This window comes from Staphylococcus simulans, from assembly GCF_003043455.1.
Taxonomy (GTDB): domain Bacteria; phylum Bacillota; class Bacilli; order Staphylococcales; family Staphylococcaceae; genus Staphylococcus; species Staphylococcus simulans_A.
This window is the reverse complement of sequence record NZ_PZGG01000050.1, coordinates 1-18,631: the sequence shown is the minus strand read 5'-3', so window position 1 is coordinate 18,631 and position 18,631 is coordinate 1. Positions and strand designations below refer to the sequence as shown.

General features: G+C 36.0%; 16 protein-coding genes. 14 read left to right on the top strand and 2 right to left on the bottom strand.

Annotated features, from left to right (window positions below):
• Window positions 1–321 (bottom strand): hypothetical protein (locus BU038_RS12395; RefSeq protein ID WP_142402597.1); only part of this gene is annotated, 321 nt, incomplete at its 3' end.
• Window positions 322–512: 191 nt separating this feature from the next.
• Window positions 513–3,125: a YfhO family protein gene (locus BU038_RS09275; protein ID WP_107605788.1), complete on the bottom strand. Its 2,613-nt coding sequence runs from the start codon at window positions 3,123–3,125 to the stop codon at window positions 513–515.
• A 238-nt stretch (window positions 3,126–3,363) separates the two neighbouring features.
• Here BU038_RS09275 and BU038_RS09270 point away from each other — a divergent pair, with 238 nt between their 5' ends.
• From BU038_RS09270 to rpsB, 14 genes are all read left to right on the top strand, one after another.
• Complete coding sequence (locus BU038_RS09270) at window positions 3,364–4,218, top strand: ABC transporter substrate-binding protein (RefSeq protein WP_107605787.1); 855 nt, start codon at window positions 3,364–3,366, stop codon at window positions 4,216–4,218.
• A 133-nt stretch (window positions 4,219–4,351) separates the two neighbouring features.
• Window positions 4,352–4,840 (top strand): GyrI-like domain-containing protein, encoded by a 489-nt coding sequence (locus tag BU038_RS09265; RefSeq protein WP_107605786.1) that lies wholly within the window; start codon window positions 4,352–4,354, stop codon window positions 4,838–4,840.
• A gap of 144 nt (window positions 4,841–4,984) precedes the next feature.
• Window positions 4,985–5,854: a ribosome biogenesis GTPase YlqF gene (ylqF, locus tag BU038_RS09260; protein ID WP_070626628.1), complete on the top strand. Its 870-nt coding sequence runs from the start codon at window positions 4,985–4,987 to the stop codon at window positions 5,852–5,854.
• Window positions 5,854–6,624, top strand: a complete 771-nt coding sequence (locus BU038_RS09255; RefSeq protein ID WP_107605785.1) for a ribonuclease HII — start codon at window positions 5,854–5,856, stop codon at window positions 6,622–6,624. The genes ylqF and BU038_RS09255 overlap by 1 nt, the downstream gene beginning before the upstream one ends.
• A 228-nt stretch (window positions 6,625–6,852) precedes the next feature.
• Window positions 6,853–8,019 (top strand): ADP-forming succinate--CoA ligase subunit beta, encoded by a 1,167-nt coding sequence (gene sucC, locus BU038_RS09250; protein WP_002480685.1) that lies wholly within the window; start codon window positions 6,853–6,855, stop codon window positions 8,017–8,019.
• A gap of 20 nt (window positions 8,020–8,039) precedes the next feature.
• Window positions 8,040–8,954: a succinate--CoA ligase subunit alpha gene (gene sucD / locus BU038_RS09245; protein ID WP_023015699.1), complete on the top strand. Its 915-nt coding sequence runs from the start codon at window positions 8,040–8,042 to the stop codon at window positions 8,952–8,954.
• A gap of 220 nt (window positions 8,955–9,174) precedes the next feature.
• Window positions 9,175–10,065, top strand: coding sequence for a DNA-processing protein DprA (gene dprA, locus BU038_RS09240; protein WP_107605784.1), 891 nt, complete (start codon window positions 9,175–9,177; stop codon window positions 10,063–10,065).
• 142 nt (window positions 10,066–10,207) lie between these two features.
• A complete protein-coding gene (gene topA, locus BU038_RS09235) occupies window positions 10,208–12,274 on the top strand; it encodes a type I DNA topoisomerase (protein WP_107605783.1) in 2,067 nt (688 codons plus the stop codon).
• Window positions 12,275–12,357: 83 nt separating this feature from the next.
• Window positions 12,358–13,665 (top strand): FADH(2)-oxidizing methylenetetrahydrofolate--tRNA-(uracil(54)-C(5))-methyltransferase TrmFO, encoded by a 1,308-nt coding sequence (trmFO, locus tag BU038_RS09230; protein ID WP_107605782.1) that lies wholly within the window; start codon window positions 12,358–12,360, stop codon window positions 13,663–13,665.
• A 121-nt stretch (window positions 13,666–13,786) separates the two neighbouring features.
• Window positions 13,787–14,677, top strand: coding sequence for a tyrosine recombinase XerC (gene xerC / locus BU038_RS09225; protein ID WP_002480690.1), 891 nt, complete (start codon window positions 13,787–13,789; stop codon window positions 14,675–14,677).
• A gap of 2 nt (window positions 14,678–14,679) precedes the next feature.
• Complete coding sequence (gene hslV / locus BU038_RS09220; RefSeq protein WP_023015696.1) at window positions 14,680–15,219, top strand: ATP-dependent protease subunit HslV; 540 nt, start codon at window positions 14,680–14,682, stop codon at window positions 15,217–15,219.
• 78 nt (window positions 15,220–15,297) lie between these two features.
• Window positions 15,298–16,704: an ATP-dependent protease ATPase subunit HslU gene (gene hslU / locus BU038_RS09215; RefSeq protein ID WP_107605781.1), complete on the top strand. Its 1,407-nt coding sequence runs from the start codon at window positions 15,298–15,300 to the stop codon at window positions 16,702–16,704.
• Between the two features lie 33 nt (window positions 16,705–16,737).
• Window positions 16,738–17,511, top strand: a complete 774-nt coding sequence (gene codY, locus BU038_RS09210; protein ID WP_002480693.1) for a GTP-sensing pleiotropic transcriptional regulator CodY — start codon at window positions 16,738–16,740, stop codon at window positions 17,509–17,511.
• A 186-nt stretch (window positions 17,512–17,697) separates the two neighbouring features.
• Complete coding sequence (gene rpsB / locus BU038_RS09205) at window positions 17,698–18,480, top strand: 30S ribosomal protein S2 (RefSeq protein WP_107605780.1); 783 nt, start codon at window positions 17,698–17,700, stop codon at window positions 18,478–18,480.
• Window positions 18,481–18,631: the final 151 nt, after the last annotated feature.

Sequence of the window (18,631 nt, the reverse complement as noted above, 5' to 3'; positions counted from 1 at the left end):
GTATTGATTATAATCATTTAAAAATTCAGGTGAAAGATAGTAGCGATTTTTGCCGATAGGAATGATATAGTGTGTTGTTTTCAAATGACTAAGCTGATGAAATTCTGTTCTAGAGAGTGTGATGATGGTAAGTGTGGAACTTAAAACAGATTCAAGCAATGCTTTTTCAGAAGCATTTAGGAGATTCGCGAAATGATTCATTAATGTTTGATAGGAAGTAAGGTTGTTTTGAAGTGCTTCTGTGGAGAGTGAAATATTAAATTCAGTGAGTATCTGAGTCAGATATTCTTGATTGGTTATTTGGTAGTTAAGTTCTTTCATGTTGTGTGATCAGACCTTTCTAGGCGAGTGTTAGTGGAATAGAGATATAAAAGTAGTATAAGAAAGGTGATGAGTGGTTGTATATGTATAATCACAGATGGTAAAAAAAGGTTAAGTGATCGGTAAAAATAATGTGATGAAATCAAAAACCCTGCGTATCCTAACTAATAGTGAGATACGCAGGGTTCATATTATGATTTAGTTTTCTTTTGCCTAATTAAATAACGACACCAAAAGACACTTAGTACTATACCGATGCCTGTAATGACAATTAATGGTTTCAGTAATGGCGGTTCATATTTTAAATAAATATCAGTTTGACCTTTTTTTGTTGGAATTACTGTCATAATACCATTACCTTGTTTAACTTCGTGCTTCTTACCATCAATCAAGGCATACATCCCATTTCTATAGGCAGTTGGTAAGACGATATAACCTTGTGCTGATTTTGGTTTTTGAATGTGTAAGTTACGGTTATTTTTAGTAACTTTGACCGGTGTTAATGAATCTTTAGTACGTTTTAAAGTACTGTAATCTTCTCCGTAAATACCTTTTAGTTGTAGACGATATTTGCCTTTTGGTAATTGTAATTTCAGTTCTGGCGAAGCTTTGATGCGCATAGTAACAGGACTGACAAAACGTCGGTATTTATAGTCTAAACGATTGCGTTTTTGTTTATATTCATTGATTTTCACATAGTGCTCTGAAGCGGGCGCAATACGTTCAACATCCATTTCTACATACATATCTTGATAGTGATTTGCGATGGATTCAGGCAATTGTATAGTCAAACCACCATTATTTTTTTGAACTTGAATATGTTTCTGATCTATTTGTTTCGCATTACGTAATGTAGTCTCTGCTTTTGGTAGTAAGTTAGGGTTCGCTTTGAATGTTGAATTACCTTTCTTATCCTCCCAAACAACGCCTTCTAACATAGCTTGTTCACGATCTAACGGTGATTTTAATTGGCTCATATTAAATGTTTTATTGGTGATATGTGCACTTGGATAATCAATTTGATTTTCAGAGTGCACAAAGACTCTGTCGCCATGTTTGATTTTATCTTTTTGTTTGAAACCGTATGGTATATTTTTATCTGATTCCATTTTGAAGCGGTCTGTCACATCCCATAGAGCCATTAAGTTAGCACGATTGTTAAATAGGCGATACGTACTATTTTTATCAATCGGCATATTAATCTGCATTACATTATCATAATAATTTAAGATTTCACCATCAAAGATACTTGAGTAAAGCGAGATGCCATTGTAATCGTAAATGAACGGTGAATTTAAACCATAAACGCTCATATAATCAATACGCATTAAATCATCTTGATTTTCTTTTTGAATGGCTTTGATTTTTTTATTTAGCGGATGACTGAAGTAATCATAATTTGTGACTTGTTTTACTTCAGCTTCATACTCAGACAAGATATTTTCTTTATATTCTTTTAACTGCCAGAATTGTTGAATTAAAATCAACAACACCAAAGCAAGTTTCAACCATTTCTTAGTCTGACCTTTATAGACAATTAATATAATTGCCAGAACTGCGATAATAATAGCTGTACTAATCCACCAGTGCCATTCACCTTCAGCATAACGCGAAGAAAAAATTAATACTAAAACAGCTGGAATTGTTGCGGCGATTAAAGAGACGATAGACATTTCTGCTATATGTTGAATCATTAAAGCAACAAGTATCGCAGCACTCATAGCTAACATGTATACCCATCTACGTTGCGGAATAGAAAAGCCGTTAAAGAAACTATCAAATGGATTGGTGAATGAACCAAGTATGAAAACCCAAGTCATAATCGCAAATAAACGATAGAAATAATGTTTGTATAGTTTAAATTGTAATAGGGCGATTAAGACTAAAATCGATAATAAAATATGAAAGCCTGATATAAAGGTTTGTTTATCTGAATTTAATAAATCTACAAAGAAAGGATAATCTAATAATGGATTTTGTTTACGATCATTATGCAGGAATGAACTGACGCCTGTATAAAATCCAAAGCTTGCGACCATTAAACTAAGTATAATTGTCACTGAAGTGATATAAATTTTTTGTACACGGTTTAAGATATCCTCTTTATAAACTGCGAAAGTTCTATAAAACAAATAAGCACCAATAATAATGGCTTCATAGTAACTGAAATAAAAGTTCGACATTAAGGTTAAGCCTAAACCGATAATCAATAAAGCAGCTTTACGTTCTCTAAAGAGCTTTTCAACACCTAATATGGTCAGTGGCAAGTAGATCAACACGTCACCATAAAATGACCAAGTAAAGTTGAAGTACATCATGACATTAGAAGCGGTGTATAAAATTGTAGCAATCAGTGCGGTATAACGTTTCATTTTAAAATAGCGCATCATATAGTAAGCAGCAATAAACGTTAAAACAGCTTTGATAATCGCAAAGAATAATTGATTGCCTGGCCAAAATTCAATACTGCTTGGATTCATATGTAAGAGATGTTCGCCTAACCACACAAAGAAAAAGTTTAAATAGGTAAGTGGAGAGGTTGAATAATAATAAGCTAAATCTGCGATATAATCTCCGCCTAAACCGAAAGAAACATCGTAGAAGCTTGCGAAGTTTGTGACATGTTCATATAAGTATTTTTGAAATGGCATCATTTGTCTGAAACCATCACCTGCACCACTGAATACAATTTGATGTTTAGTGTAAGCACGGATTGCAGGATAGAAAATAATCAGCATGATTAGTGTACCGATACCAGCAATTTTCAAAAAGCGCACTAAGTTATGTTTAAGGGTGAATTTCATTTTTTTGTCTCTCCTGAAATAAAATGCATATGTAGAATTAGATAACATACTACATATACCCTTTTTAATTTTAGCAGTAACGCTAATATAAAGGAAAATAAATCAACTAATATTAAAATTTTGTAAATCAACATATTAACTTAATATGAATAATGTCTAAGATATAGGGAATATAACAACCGGTAACAATTATATGGGAGTACTATCAATAACAAATCAATTTGGAGGTCTTAATCATATGGTTGAAGTAAGAAATGAATCAGGCATCACTCAAGTTGCGGAGAATGTGGACAGAGTTGCCGCATTAGAATTTTCATTCGTAGATGATTTATTAGCTTTAGATATTAAACCGGCTGCGATTGCTGATGATGGAAACAAAGAAAATTTATTTGAAGCAGTCAGAACACAGATTGGTGAATATGTTTCTTTAGGAGATCGAAACAATCCTGATTTAGATGCTTTAAGAGAAGCGGAACCGCAATTAATTATTGCTGATGGCGAACGTCATCATAAAATCTATAGAGAGTTAGAAAAAATTGCACCGACAATTTTACTTGAAAGCTTTGATGGCGATTATAAACAAAACTTAGAATCATTTGAGTTGATCGGTAAAGCTGTATCAAAAGAACAAAAAGCGAAAACACGTGTTGCTGTACATGAACAAAAAATCAAACAAATTGAAGAAGATATTACGTTAGATAAAAGCTTAGGCACATTGGCTGCAGTCGTGACAGATAATCACATTGTAGGTCATGATGCGAACAGCTATGTTGGTCAATTCTTAAAACGTCTTGGTTTCAAAATGGCAATCACTCAAGCTGACTCAAAAACGTATCCAGAATATAAAGATGGACCTTATCTAAAATTAACAGATGAGCAATTAAAAACATTAAACCCAGAACGTTTAATTTTAATGGTTGATGATGAAAATGCGGATGCATTAGAAGAATTACGTCAATCAGAAGTATACAATTCAATCAATGCGAAGAAAAACGGACGTATTCATTTCGTAAACCGTGAATTATGGGCTAAATCACGTGGTTTAGTAGCGTCTGAACACATTGCAGAAGACTTAGCGAAATTTGAAGAATAAGTCTAATTTAAATCAATACAAGCACCGAAAACTTCTACCTTTTTCGGTGCTTGTATTTTTTTATGCCGTATTATAAAGAAAATAGGGTATTAAACACTAATCAAGTTTAATTGAAATGACGGGAGTGGCGTATATGGAATACGAAGTAAAGCATTTAAATGAATTAAAAGTTATCGGCTATTTAAGTAAATATGCGACGATGCGAGACGCGCAACAAAATTTACCGAAAGCATGGCAAAAGTTTCATGAATCAGGTGAAAAACAAACTTTATCAGGATTAAGTAATCATCAGTTAGAAGGGTACTTAGGGGTGATTGTACCTACAGAAGCAGGTATGAACTATTTAATTGCGGTAACTTCTGATACTCAATTTGGATCAGGTTTGCATCCTTATGCTTTACCTCAAGGCGATTATCTCGTTGTAAATACTAAAGGGCCTGTACCGGAATCGATTCAACAAGTATGTGAAAAAGTGTTTAACCCTGAATACCTTGCGAGTGAAGGTTATCAAATGGCAGAAGGGCCTGCCTTTGAATTCTATCCGCATGGAGATGTCACTGCAGCAGATTATGAAGCACAAGTGTATGTGCCAGTGGTGAAGAAAGACGAAAACAACATATAATACAGATTTCATGACTCAATTAAGAAACTTAAGCATATTGTCAGCTGCTTGAGTTTCTTTTTTCATTTTTTCAAGACTTCCAAAATATAGTATAATAGAGAGAATGTAAAATAGAGTAAAGCGATAAATGAAAGGTGATGAAACATGGTTATTCAATGGTATCCAGGACATATGGCGAAAGCCAAACGTGAAGTGTCTGAACAATTAAAGAAAGTAGATGTGGTCTTTGAATTAGTAGACGCACGTATTCCTTATAGTTCAAGAAATCCGATGATTGATGAAGTGATCCAAAATAAACCACGTGTGGTTATTTTAAATAAAAAAGATATGGCGAATTTAAATGAAACAGCAAAATGGGAAGACTATTTCAGAAGTAAAGGTTATTTCCCAGTTTCAGTAGATGCGAAGCATGGCAAAGGCTTGAAATCAGTAGAACAAGCGGCTGTACAAGCGACAAAAGAAAAGTTTGAACGTGATAAAGCAAAAGGATTAAAACCGCGTGCGATCCGTGCCATGATTGTGGGTATTCCAAACGTTGGTAAATCTACTTTAATCAATAAACTTGCGAATAAAGCCATTGCGAAAACAGGTAATACGCCAGGTGTAACGAAACAACAACAATGGATTAAAGTTGGTAAATCACTGCAATTATTAGATACACCAGGGATTTTATGGCCGAAATTCGAAGATCAAACAGTAGGTAAGAAATTAAGTTTAACAGGTGCGATTAAAGATAGTATCGTGCATTTAGATGATGTGGCTATCTTTGGTTTGGAATTCTATAAAGCCCATGCGCTTGAAGCATTACAAAAACATTATAATGTGGATTTAGATGCAGAAGCTGAGAATATTGAATGGTTTGATGCGATTGGACGTAGACGTGGTCTATTACAACGCGGTAATGAAGTGGATTATGAATCAGTCATTGAATTAATTATTAATGACATTAGAAATGCGAAACTGGGGACGCAAAGTTTCGATATTTATAAAGAAATGGCAGATGAAATTAAATAATGAAACAGTCAATCAAAGCAATTAAAGAAACGTTAAAAGATGTAAAAACCTTAGCTGAACTTGAAACGTTGGAATGGCATCAAGATGAAAGAAAAGGTGTACAGCAAGCTTTATTAAGTCGTAAAAAACAATTAGAAAAAGAAGCGGCACTTGTTGAGCAATATAAAGAGATGTCGTTTTATGAAAATAATATTTTAGCGCATGACAGTAAAGCGATTATTTGCGGTATTGATGAAGTCGGCAGAGGTCCATTAGCGGGTCCAGTGGTGGCTTGTGCAGTAGTTTTAAATGAAGGCCATGCATATTATGGTTTAAATGATTCAAAGAAAGTTTCAGCAGCTAAACGTGCACAGTTGAAATCTGCGCTTGAAGTAGATGCCGCCTATGCATACGGGATTGCGACACCTGAAGAAATCGATGATTTAAATATTTATCAAGCAACACAGGTAGCGATGATGCGTGCAATAGAGGCGTTGCCAGTACAACCGACACATTTATTGATTGATGCGATGGAATTGCCTTTAGATATTGAACAAACCTCTATTATTAAAGGTGATGCGAAAAGTGTATCCATAGCAGCTGCCAGTATTATGGCCAAAGAATATCGAGATGCTTATATGCGTGAATTAGCTGAACAGTATCCAGGATATGATTTTGAACATAATGTCGGTTATGGCACAAAAGCTCATTTAGCAGGAATTGATAAATTAGGTGTGATTCCAGAACATCGAAAATCATTTGAACCTATTAAATCACTCACAACAAAATAGTTATAAAAACAAGGTTGGTGCAAATTGTAATATTTGTTTCCAACCTTGTGTAATATTCAGATTAATTTGAAAAAAGCTAGAATAGTTGCAATATCACACATTGCAAGTACTCGAGATAAAGTCTAAAAGTTAACAAAATTGACAAAAATAGCCGCTTTCAGTTTACAATAGCGCTTACATTTTCTATAATTAACAGTGTACTTAACCTAAGAAACAGGAGGATGGAGAATGAATATCCACGAGTATCAAGGAAAACAAATCTTTCGTTCAATGGGCGTTCCAGTTCCAGAAGGACGTGTAGCATTCACTGCTGAAGAAGCAGTAGACAAAGCTAAAGAATTAGACACTGATGTTTATGTTGTAAAAGCACAAATCCACGCTGGGGGTAGAGGTAAAGCTGGCGGTGTTAAAATCGCTAAGTCATTATCTGAAGTGGAAGCTTACGCTAATGAATTATTAGGTAAAACACTTGTAACTCACCAAACAGGTCCACAAGGTAAAGAAGTTAAACGTTTATACATTGAAGAGGGCTGCGATATTCAAAAAGAATATTATGTCGGATTCGTTATCGACCGTGCAACAGATCGTGTAACGTTAATGGCATCTGAAGAAGGCGGTACTGAAATTGAAGAAGTAGCGGCTAAAACGCCAGAAAAAATCTTCAAAGAAACAATCGATCCTGTTGTTGGTTTAGCACCATATCAAGCACGTCGTATTGCATTCAATATTAATATTCCTAAAGAATCAATCAACAAAGCGGCTAAATTCTTAATCGCTTTATACAATGTATTTATCGAAAAAGATGCGTCAATCGTTGAAATCAACCCATTAGTAACAACTGGTGACGGTGATGTTTTAGCATTAGATGCGAAAATCAACTTTGACGATAACGCATTATTCAGACATAAAGACATTTTAGAATTACGTGATTTAGAAGAAGAAGATCCAAAAGAAATCGAAGCTTCTAAATATGATTTATCATACATCGCTTTAGATGGCGACATCGGCTGCATGGTTAACGGTGCAGGTTTAGCGATGGCTACTATGGATACAATCAATCATTTTGGCGGAAATCCAGCTAACTTCTTAGACGTAGGCGGCGGCGCTACGAAAGAAAAAGTTACTGAAGCATTCAAAATCATCTTAGGTGATGATCATGTTAAAGGTATCTTTGTTAATATCTTCGGCGGAATCATGCGTTGTGATGTTATCGCAGAAGGTATCGTAGCAGCAGTTAAAGAAGTCGACTTAACATTACCTTTAGTAGTTCGTCTTGAAGGTACAAATGTTGAAATCGGTAAACAAATCTTAAAAGATTCAGGTTTAGCAATTGAGCCAGCAGCAACTATGGCTGAAGGCGCTCAAAAAATTGTCAAACTTGTCAAAGAAGTCTAAGGAAAGGATGAGACACTAAGATGAGCGTATATGTAGATAAGAACACAAAAGTAATTGTACAAGGTATCACTGGGTCTACAGCCCTTTTCCATACGAAACAAATGCTTGAATACGGTACTCAAATCGTTGCTGGGGTAACACCTGGTAAAGGTGGTCAAGTTGTTGAAGGTGTACCAGTATTCAATACTGTAGAAGAAGCGAAAAAAGAAACAGGTGCAAACGTATCTGTAATTTACGTACCAGCACCATTCGCAGCTGACGCAATTTTAGAATGTGCTGACGCTGAATTAGATTTAGCAATCTGTATTACAGAACACATTCCTGTATTAGATATGGTTAAAGTTAAACGTTATTTAGAAGATAAACACACACGTTTAATCGGACCAAACTGCCCAGGTGTTATTTCACCAGATGACTGTAAAATCGGTATTATGCCTGGCTACATCCACAAAAAAGGCCATGTAGGTGTTGTATCTCGTTCAGGTACATTAACTTACGAAGCAGTGCATCAATTAACTGAAGAAGGCATTGGCCAAACAACAGCTGTAGGTATCGGTGGCGACCCAGTCAACGGTACAAACTTTATCGATGTATTAGATGCATTCAATAAAGACGAAGACACTAAAGCTGTCGTGATGATCGGTGAAATCGGCGGTACTGCTGAGGAAGAAGCGGCTGAATGGATTAGTAAAAACATGACAAAACCAGTTGTAGGCTTCATTGGTGGTCAAACAGCACCTCCAGGAAAACGTATGGGTCACGCTGGTGCGATTATTTCTGGCGGTAAAGGTACTGCTAAAGAAAAAATCAAAACATTGAATGACAATGGTGTTAAAACTGCAGATACACCTTCTGAAATTGGTTCAACATTAATTGAAGCAGCTAAAGAAGCAGGTATCTACGAAGAGTTATTAACAGTTAAAAAAGACGCATAATTCATTGTGTCCTATAAATCAGGCATGGATTTGTACTTAGGTACAAGTCTGTGCCTTTTTTCATATTAAAGTTGAGTATTCACATAGTCATTGAAACATAACTTGATTTTCCGTATATAATAGTAGAAACTCTGAATAAGCTTTTACATAGAAAAGTATTGTTTTCATTACATGAAACGGCGTATAATAACGAAAAAAACACAAGAAAGCAGGCAAAAGATTGAACCTCAAAGAATTAGATTTAGAACTCCTCAGATTACGCTACGCAAGTTACTCCACAAAACAAATTTACGCTCTTTTAATCAGGTATCCAGACTATTTTGACTTAAATTTACCAGAAAGAATGACAAAACTTCGACAATTTTCACAAAACTCCACTTCTAAACATTCGATTCTTCATTATCAGACTTATTGTGAAATTGATCCATTTGAGATTTATCAAGTTTTAATAGCTCAAGATATACAGTTGCTTTCCATTTTTCATCCTGATTATCCTCACTTACTCAAACACATTTATGCACCGCCTTTATTATTATTTTGTAAAGGCAATATAACTTGTTTAAAAGCCAAACACCATTTAAGTATTGTCGGTTCTAGAGAAGCCACGTGCTACACACAAAATGCTTTAGCGCACCTTTTGAAAGGTGAAGCATTACATGACTTAGTTATCGTTTCAGGTTTAGCTAAAGGCGGAGATGCATTTGCACATGAAGCGGCTTTGCACTATAATATGGCGACGATTGGCGTTTTAGCATTTGGACATTATCATCATTACCCGAAAGAAACACGCGTTTTAAGAAATAATATAGAACAAACAGGCTTAACTATCTCAGAGTATACGCCTGCAGAAAGACCTGCCAGATATAAATTTCCAGAACGTAATCGTATTATTAGCGGCTTATCGCAAGGTGTACTGATTACTGAGTCTAGAGAAAGAAGCGGTGCACAAATCACTATAGACTTAGCATTAGAACAAAACAGAAATGTCTATGTGCTGCCGGGCAGCATCTTTCAAAAACTGACGATAGGAAATTTAAAACGCGCACAAGAAGGTGCGAAAATAGTCTTGAGTGCGCAAGATATTATAGAAGATTATAAGTCATTAAATTGATTGGAAAATTGAAATAAAGACTTAAATGAAATGATGTCTGTTCATTTTCAGGTAAATTAAAATATTGACAAATGTAAAATAAACCGTTTATCATTTATCTTTGTAACAAGGAACATTTTATTGAAGCAGAGGGGGATCTACTTTGGCAGATAATTTAGTCATAGTTGAGTCGCCTGCAAAAGCTAAAACAATTGAAAAATATTTAGGGAAACGATATAAAGTTATCGCTTCAATGGGGCATGTCAGAGATTTGCCGAGAAGCCAAATGGGCGTAGATGTTGAAGATGATTTTGAACCCAAATATATTACGATTCGTGGTAAGGGACCAGTCGTTCAAGAGTTGAAGAGACATGCTAAAAAAGCAAAGAAAATCTTCCTAGCAAGTGACCCGGACCGTGAAGGTGAAGCAATTGCATGGCACTTAGCAAACATTTTGAAATTAGATGAACATGCGAAAAACCGAGTAGTATTTAACGAAATTACAAAAGATGCAGTTAAAGAAAGTTTTAAAACGCCGAGAAGTATTGAAATTAATTTAGTGGATGCACAACAAGCACGTCGTATTGTAGACAGATTAGTGGGTTATAATATCTCACCAGTTTTATGGAAAAAAGTTAAAAAAGGACTTTCAGCAGGACGTGTACAATCTGTCGCATTACGTTTAGTTATTGATCGTGAAAATGAAATCCGTAATTTCAAACCAGAAGAATATTGGAAAATAGAAGGAAAATTCCGTTATAAAAAATCAACGTTTACAGCGAAATTCCTTCATTATAAAAACAAACCATATAAACTTCAAAAAAATGAAGATGTTAAATTCATTACTGATCAATTGAACGGTAATGAGTTTGAAGTGACTAAAGTTACACGTAAAGAGAAGAAACGTAATCCAGCAAATCCATTCACAACGTCTACTTTACAACAAGAAGCTTCAAGAAAATTAGGCTTCAAAACAAGAAAGACAATGATGGTTGCACAACAACTTTATGAGGGTATTGACCTTAAGCGTCAAGGTACAGTTGGTTTGATTACGTATATGCGTACTGACTCTACACGTATTTCTGCAGATGCGAAAGCAGAAACAAAAGACTTTATCACAGAAAAATACGGTCAAGAATATGTATCTCATCGTAAACAAACAGGTAAGCAAGGGGACCAAGATGCGCACGAAGCAATCCGTCCTACAAAAACATTGCGTACGCCTGATGAAATGAAATCATTCTTAACAAAAGACCAATATCGTTTATATAAATTGATTTGGGAACGTTTCGTCGCAAGTCAAATGGCACCTGCTGTAATTGACACAGTTGCGATGGACGTTGAACAAGGCGACATTAAGTTCCGTGCGAATGGTCAAGCAATCAAATTCAAAGGATTCATGACGTTATACGTTGAATCTAAAGATGAAGAGGAAGAACAAAACAAACGCTTGCCGATTATTGATGAAGGTGAAACAGTTATCGCAACAGATATTGAACCTTCTCAACACTTCACACAACCACCGCCAAGATACACAGAAGCGCGTTTGGTTAAAACGTTAGAAGAATTGAAAATCGGCAGACCATCTACGTATGCACCGACAATCGATACGATTCAAAAACGTAATTATGTGAAGTTAGAAAGTAAACGTTTCGTACCTACTGAATTAGGTGAAATTGTTTATGAGCAAGTCAAAGAATACTTCCCGGAAATCATTGATGTTGAATTTACAGTAAACATGGAAACATTGCTAGATAAAATCGCTGAGGGCGATGAAAACTGGCGTAATGTTGTCGGCAACTTCTACAACGGCTTCAAAGACGATGTAGAACGTGCTGAAAAAGAAATGGAAAAAATTGAAATCAAAGATGAGCCTGCTGGTGAAGATTGCGAGAAATGCGGTTCACCTATGGTTATCAAAATGGGACGTTACGGCAAGTTTATGGCTTGTTCAAACTTCCCAGACTGCAGAAATACTAAAGCCATCGTTAAAGAAATCGGCGTGAAATGTCCGAAATGTAAAGATGGCGAAGTGGTAGAACGTAAATCGAAGAAAGGCAGAATCTTCTACGGCTGTTCAAACTATCCAGAATGTGACTTTATCTCATGGGATAAACCAGTCGGCAGAGACTGTCCGAAATGTGATCATCATTTAGTTGTTCGTAAAAAAGGACGTTCTAGTCAAGTCGTATGTTCGAACTGTGATTATAAAGAAGAAGTACAAAAGTAAAGTAAGAGCTGAGAGGTTGGACACAAAAAGCACAACGCTGCTTGCGTCTCGCCTCTTTTCATCTGAATGAGGAGGATTTATTTATGACAGAGACAGTTAACGTGGTCGGTGCAGGTTTAGCTGGTTCAGAAGCTGCATACCAGCTTGCGCAAAGAGGCATTAAAGTTAATTTGATTGAAATGCGTCCAGTGAAACAAACACCAGCCCACCATACAGATAAATTCGCGGAATTAGTTTGTTCGAACTCATTACGCGGTAACGCACTGACAAATGCGGTAGGTGTATTAAAAGAAGAAATGCGTCGTTTAGATTCATTGATTATTAGAGCGGCTGATAATGCACGTGTGCCAGCTGGCGGTGCGTTAGCAGTGGATAGACATGACTTTGCTGGTTATATTACCGATACATTGAAATCACATCCGAATATTACGGTCATCAATGAAGAAATCGAGAAAATTCCTGAAGGTTATACAATTATCGCGACGGGTCCTTTAACAACAGAAGGTCTTGCGAAAGAAATTGTAGACATCACAGGTGAAGATCAACTATACTTCTATGATGCGGCAGCACCGATTATCGAAAAAGACACGATTGATATGGATAAAGTTTACTTGAAATCACGTTATGATAAAGGCGAAGCGGCTTATTTAAACTGCCCAATGACAGAAGAAGAGTTCGACCGTTTTTATGATGCAGTATTGGAAGCGGAAGTTGCGCCAGTGAACGAATTTGAAAAAGAAAAATATTTCGAAGGCTGTATGCCGTTTGAAGTAATGGCTGAACGCGGACGTAAAACATTGTTGTTTGGACCAATGAAACCTGTAGGATTAGAAGATCCTAAAACAGGCAAACGTCCATTTGCGGTTGTTCAATTACGTCAAGATGACGCAGCAGGTACACTTTATAATATTGTCGGATTCCAGACACATTTAAAATGGGGTGCGCAAAAAGAAGTTATCCGACTCATCCCTGGTTTAGAAAATGTGGATATTGTCCGTTATGGTGTGATGCACCGTAATACATTTATCAATTCACCGGATGTCTTAAGTGAAACATATCAACTTAAAGGTCACGACAAAGTTTACTTTGCAGGTCAAATGACTGGTGTAGAAGGTTATGTAGAAAGTGCTGCCAGCGGTTTAGTTGCTGGTATCAATGTAGCGCATAAATTACAAGGTAAAGCAGAAGTAATCTTCCCTCGTGAAACGATGATCGGCAGTATGGCATATTATATTTCACATGCGAAGAACAATAAGAACTTCCAACCGATGAATGCAAACTTCGGTTTAGTGCCATCTCTTGAGAAAAGAATTAAAGATAAAAAAGAACGTTATGAGCAACAAGCGAACCGTGCTTTAACGTACTTAGAAAACTTTATGCAAACATTGTGATAAATTATGAATATTTTGATAAAATAGATTTGTGTTTAGAAAACGTTTGCGGTTTCGAGACTTAAATCACTGCAGCTCCCTCTGTCTATATGCTACAATGCAAATGATGGAGGGGTTTTTATTGAATAAAATCCAAGATTCTTTTTTATACATGTTAAAGGTAGAACGCTTTTTTTCTAAACATACTTTGAAATCATATCACGACGATTTGATGCAGTTTAATTCTTTTTTAGAACAGGAGCATTTACAATTAAAATCTTTTGAATATAAGGATGCTAGAAATTATTTATCTTATTTATATTCAAAAGGCTTGAAAAGAACAACAGTTTCTCGTAAAATTTCAACGTTACGGTCTTTTTATGAATACTGGATGACGCAAGATGACACAGTAGTCAATCCTTTTGTTCAACTTGTGCATCCAAAGAAAGAGCAATATTTACCTCATTTTTTCTATGAAGAAGAAATGAGTGCGTTATTTGAAACAGTTGAAGAAGATGAACATAAAGGCATGCGTGATCGTGTCATTTTAGAATTATTATATGGTACGGGCATTCGTGTTTCAGAATTAGTGAACATTAAGTTAGAGGATTTAGATTTAAATTCACCAGGTGTGAAAGTGCTTGGGAAAGGTAATAAAGAACGCTTTATTCCTTTTGGAAATATGTGCAGGGAGAGTATTGAACGTTATCTTTCAGAATTTCCTCCGCTCAAAAAGGCGTCTCATGATTATCTATTGGTAAATATGAATGGACGACCGATTACTGAACGGGGTGTTCGTTATGTGTTAAATGATATTGTGAAACGCACTTCAGGCGTGACAGATATTCACCCACATAAATTAAGACATACGTTTGCAACACATATGTTGAATGAAGGTGCGGATTTAAGAACGGTGCAATCTTTGCTTGGTCATGTCAATCTTTCAACGACAGGACGGTATACGCATGTTTCCAACCAACAATTGCGCAAAGTCTATTTAAATGCACATCCTCGAGCTAAAAAGGAGAAATAGGAATGAATAATTCAATTCATGCGACAACAATCTTTGCAGTCAGACAAAATGGTCATGCTGCAATGGCAGGCGACGGTCAAGTGACATTAGGACAACAAGTCATCATGAAACAAACAGCAAGAAAAGTCCGTAGACTGTATGATGGCAAAGTCTTAGCTGGCTTCGCTGGTAGCGTTGCAGATGCCTTTACACTTTTCGAAAAATTCGAAACTAAGTTGCAAGAATTCAGCGGTAATTTAGAACGTGCTGCAGTTGAACTTGCACAAGAGTGGAGAGGCGACAAACAGCTGAGACAACTTGAAGCAATGCTGATTGTAATGGACAAAAACGCAATATTAGTCGTTAGTGGTACAGGTGAAGTCATTGCACCTGATGATGATTTAATTGCGATTGGTTCAGGTGGCAACTATGCTTTAAGTGCTGGACGTGCTTTAAAACGTCATACAGACATGTCAGCGAAAGATATGGCTTATGCAAGTTTAAAAGTCGCTTCAGAAATTTGTGTTTTCACAAATGACAATATTATTGTCGAAGAATTATAAGTACAACGAAAATTAAGACAACATTATTTTTCCAAAATATTGGAAGAGGTAAATTATATATTGGAGGTTGATCAACGAATGGATGCTAGCGCAATCAAACTTACTCCTAGAGACATTGTATCTCGATTAAATGAATACATTGTCGGTCAAGATGACGCTAAGAAGAAAGTAGCCATCGCTTTGAGAAACAGATACCGCCGAAGTCAGTTGGACGAAGAATTAAAACAAGAAATCGTTCCGAAAAATATTTTGATGATTGGTCCAACTGGTGTGGGTAAAACTGAAATCGCAAGAAGAATGGCTAAAATCGTCGGTGCACCATTTATTAAAGTTGAAGCAACTAAGTTCACAGAGGTAGGCTATGTTGGACGTGATGTCGAAAGCATGGTACGTGACTTGGTTGATGTAGCAGTCAGACTTGTTAAAGAAGGTAGAAAAGAACAAGTCAAAGACGAAGCGGTTAAAAAAGCGAATGAAAAACTAGTTAAATTGCTCGTACCGAGTATGAAGAAAAAAGCGAACCAAAATGCAGGCAATCCTTTTGAATCATTATTCGGCGGAATGATGCCGAACTTTGGTAATCAAGATGAGGAAGATGAAGAACCGCCAACAGAAGATGTTAAAACTAAACGTTCTGAAATTCGCCGTCAATTATTAAATGGTGAATTAGAAGAAGAAAAAGTTCGTATTAAAGTTGAACAAGACCCAGGCGCAATGGGCATGTTAGGTACAAACCAAAACCAACAAATGCAAGACATGATGAATCAACTTATGCCTAAGAAGAAAGTGGAACGTGAAGTTCCAGTGAAAACTGCGCGCAAAATTCTTGCTGATGATTATGCCGATGAATTAATCGATCATGAAACAGCGAACCAAGAAGCGTTAGAATTAGCAGAGCAAATGGGCATTATCTTTATCGATGAAATAGATAAAGTAGCAAGCAGTAATCATGCAGGCGGCCAAGACGTATCAAGACAAGGTGTACAACGTGACATCTTACCGATTGTCGAAGGTAGTGTCGTTCAAACGAAATATGGTAGTGTCAACACTGAACACATGCTCTTTATCGGAGCAGGTGCTTTCCATGTGTCTAAACCAAGTGATTTGATTCCTGAATTACAAGGACGTTTCCCAATTCGTGTTGAACTTGAAAGTTTATCAGTTGAAGATTTCGTGAATATCCTTAAGGAACCAAAACTTTCACTGATCAAACAATACGAAGCATTACTGCAAACAGAAGAAGTAACAGTTAACTTTACAGACGAAGCAATTACACGCTTAGCTGAAATTGCGTTCCAAGTTAACCAAGACACTGATAATATCGGTGCACGTCGACTTCATACGATTTTAGAAAAAATGCTGGAAGATCTTTCTTACGAAGCACCTGGAATGCCGAATGCGGTGGTAGAGATAACAGCACAATATGTTGATGACAAATTGAAATCTATTTCTACGAACAAAGATTTAAGTGCATTTATCTTATAAACTTATAATTATAAATACAAAAGGAGAAGAAAAATGAGTTTACTTTCAAAAACAAGAGAATTGAATACACTGTTGCAAAAACATAAAGGAATTGCTGTAGATTTTAAAGACGTAGCGCGTAAAATTAGTGAGGTAACTGTAACTAATGTATTTATCGTTTCACGCAGAGGTAAAATCCTAGGAGCAAGCTTAAATGAATTGTTGAAAAACAGTCGAATCAATCAAATGTTGGAAGACCGCCATATTCCAAGTGAATATACTGAAAAATTAATGGACGTTAAACAAACTGAATCAAATATTGATATTGACGATGATTTATCAGTATTCCCTCCAGAAAACAGAGATGCGTTCATTGATAGTAAAACAACAATCTTCCCAGTATTAGGCGGTGGAGAACGTTTAGGTACTTTAGTACTTGGCCGTGTATCTGATGAATTTAATGAAAACGACTTAGTACTAGGTGAATATGCAGCAACTGTATTAGGTATGGAAATCTTACGTGAAAAACACAGTGAAGTAGAGCAAGAAGCACGTGACAAAGCAGCAATCAACATGGCGATCAACTCTTTATCATATTCTGAAAGAGAAGCTATCGAGCACATCTTTGAAGAATTAGGTGGTAAAGAAGGATTATTAATCGCATCTAAAGTTGCTGACCGTGTCGGTATCACACGTTCAGTTATCGTAAATGCATTACGTAAACTTGAAAGTGCAGGTGTTATCGAGTCACGTTCACTTGGTATGAAAGGTACTTTCATCAAAGTGAAAAAAGAACAATTCTTAGACGAATTAGAAAAAACAAAATAAGACGATAGAACGCTGACAACTTAAATTTTAAATATTGCTTTATTGACGGCAGTATGTTATATTTAATGACGGCTATAAAGCCGATAACACACATAAAGAGCTGAAATGTAATTGGTGCGATGTTATTGCGTCGTTATTGCATGAGCTATTTATGGAGGAAAATAACCAAATTGGAGGATTTTAATCATGGCAGTAATTTCAATGAAACAATTGCTAGAAGCAGGTGTTCACTTCGGTCACCAAACACGCCGTTGGAACCCAAAAATGAAAAAATACATTTTCACTGAAAGAAATGGTATCTATATCATCGACTTACAAAAAACAGTGAAAAAAGTTGACGAAGCTTACAACTTCCTTAAACAAGTATCAGAAGATGGCGGTAAAGTCTTATTCGTAGGTACTAAAAAACAAGCGCAAGAATCAATCAAAAATGAAGCTGAGCGCGCTGGTCAATTCTACGTTAACCAAAGATGGTTAGGCGGAATCTTGACTAACTACAAAACAATCTCTAAACGAGTAAAACGTATTTCTGAAATTGAAAAAATGGAAGAAGACGGCTTATTCGAAGTATTACCTAAAAAAGAAGTAGTTGAAATCAAAAAAGAATACGACCGTTTAATCAAATTCTTAGGTGGTATTCGTGGTATGAAATCAATGCCTCAAGCATTATTCGTAGTTGACCCTCGTAAAGAGCGTAACGCGATTGCTGAAGCACGTAAATTACACATCCCAATCGTAGGTATCGTTGATACTAACTGCGATCCAGATGAAATTGATTACGTAATTCCAGCAAACGATGATGCGATTCGTGCCGTTAAATTATTAACAGGCAAAATGGCTGATGCGATCTTAGAAGGACAACAAGGTGTTTCTAACGAAGAAGTAGCTGCTGAGCAAAACATCGACTTAAAAGAAGAAGATAAAGGCGAAGCAAAAGAAACTGAAGAAACTTCTGTTGAATCAAACTAAGAATAATTCAAAATGGGTGATAAGATATTGAGGCTTATCACCTTTTTTTAAAAATAATATGAATAAAAAGTAAAGCTTTTATTGAGTATGCAATGCATACTCGATAAGCATATAAAAAATAAAGAATAATCAGAGTTTACGCGTTTAACGC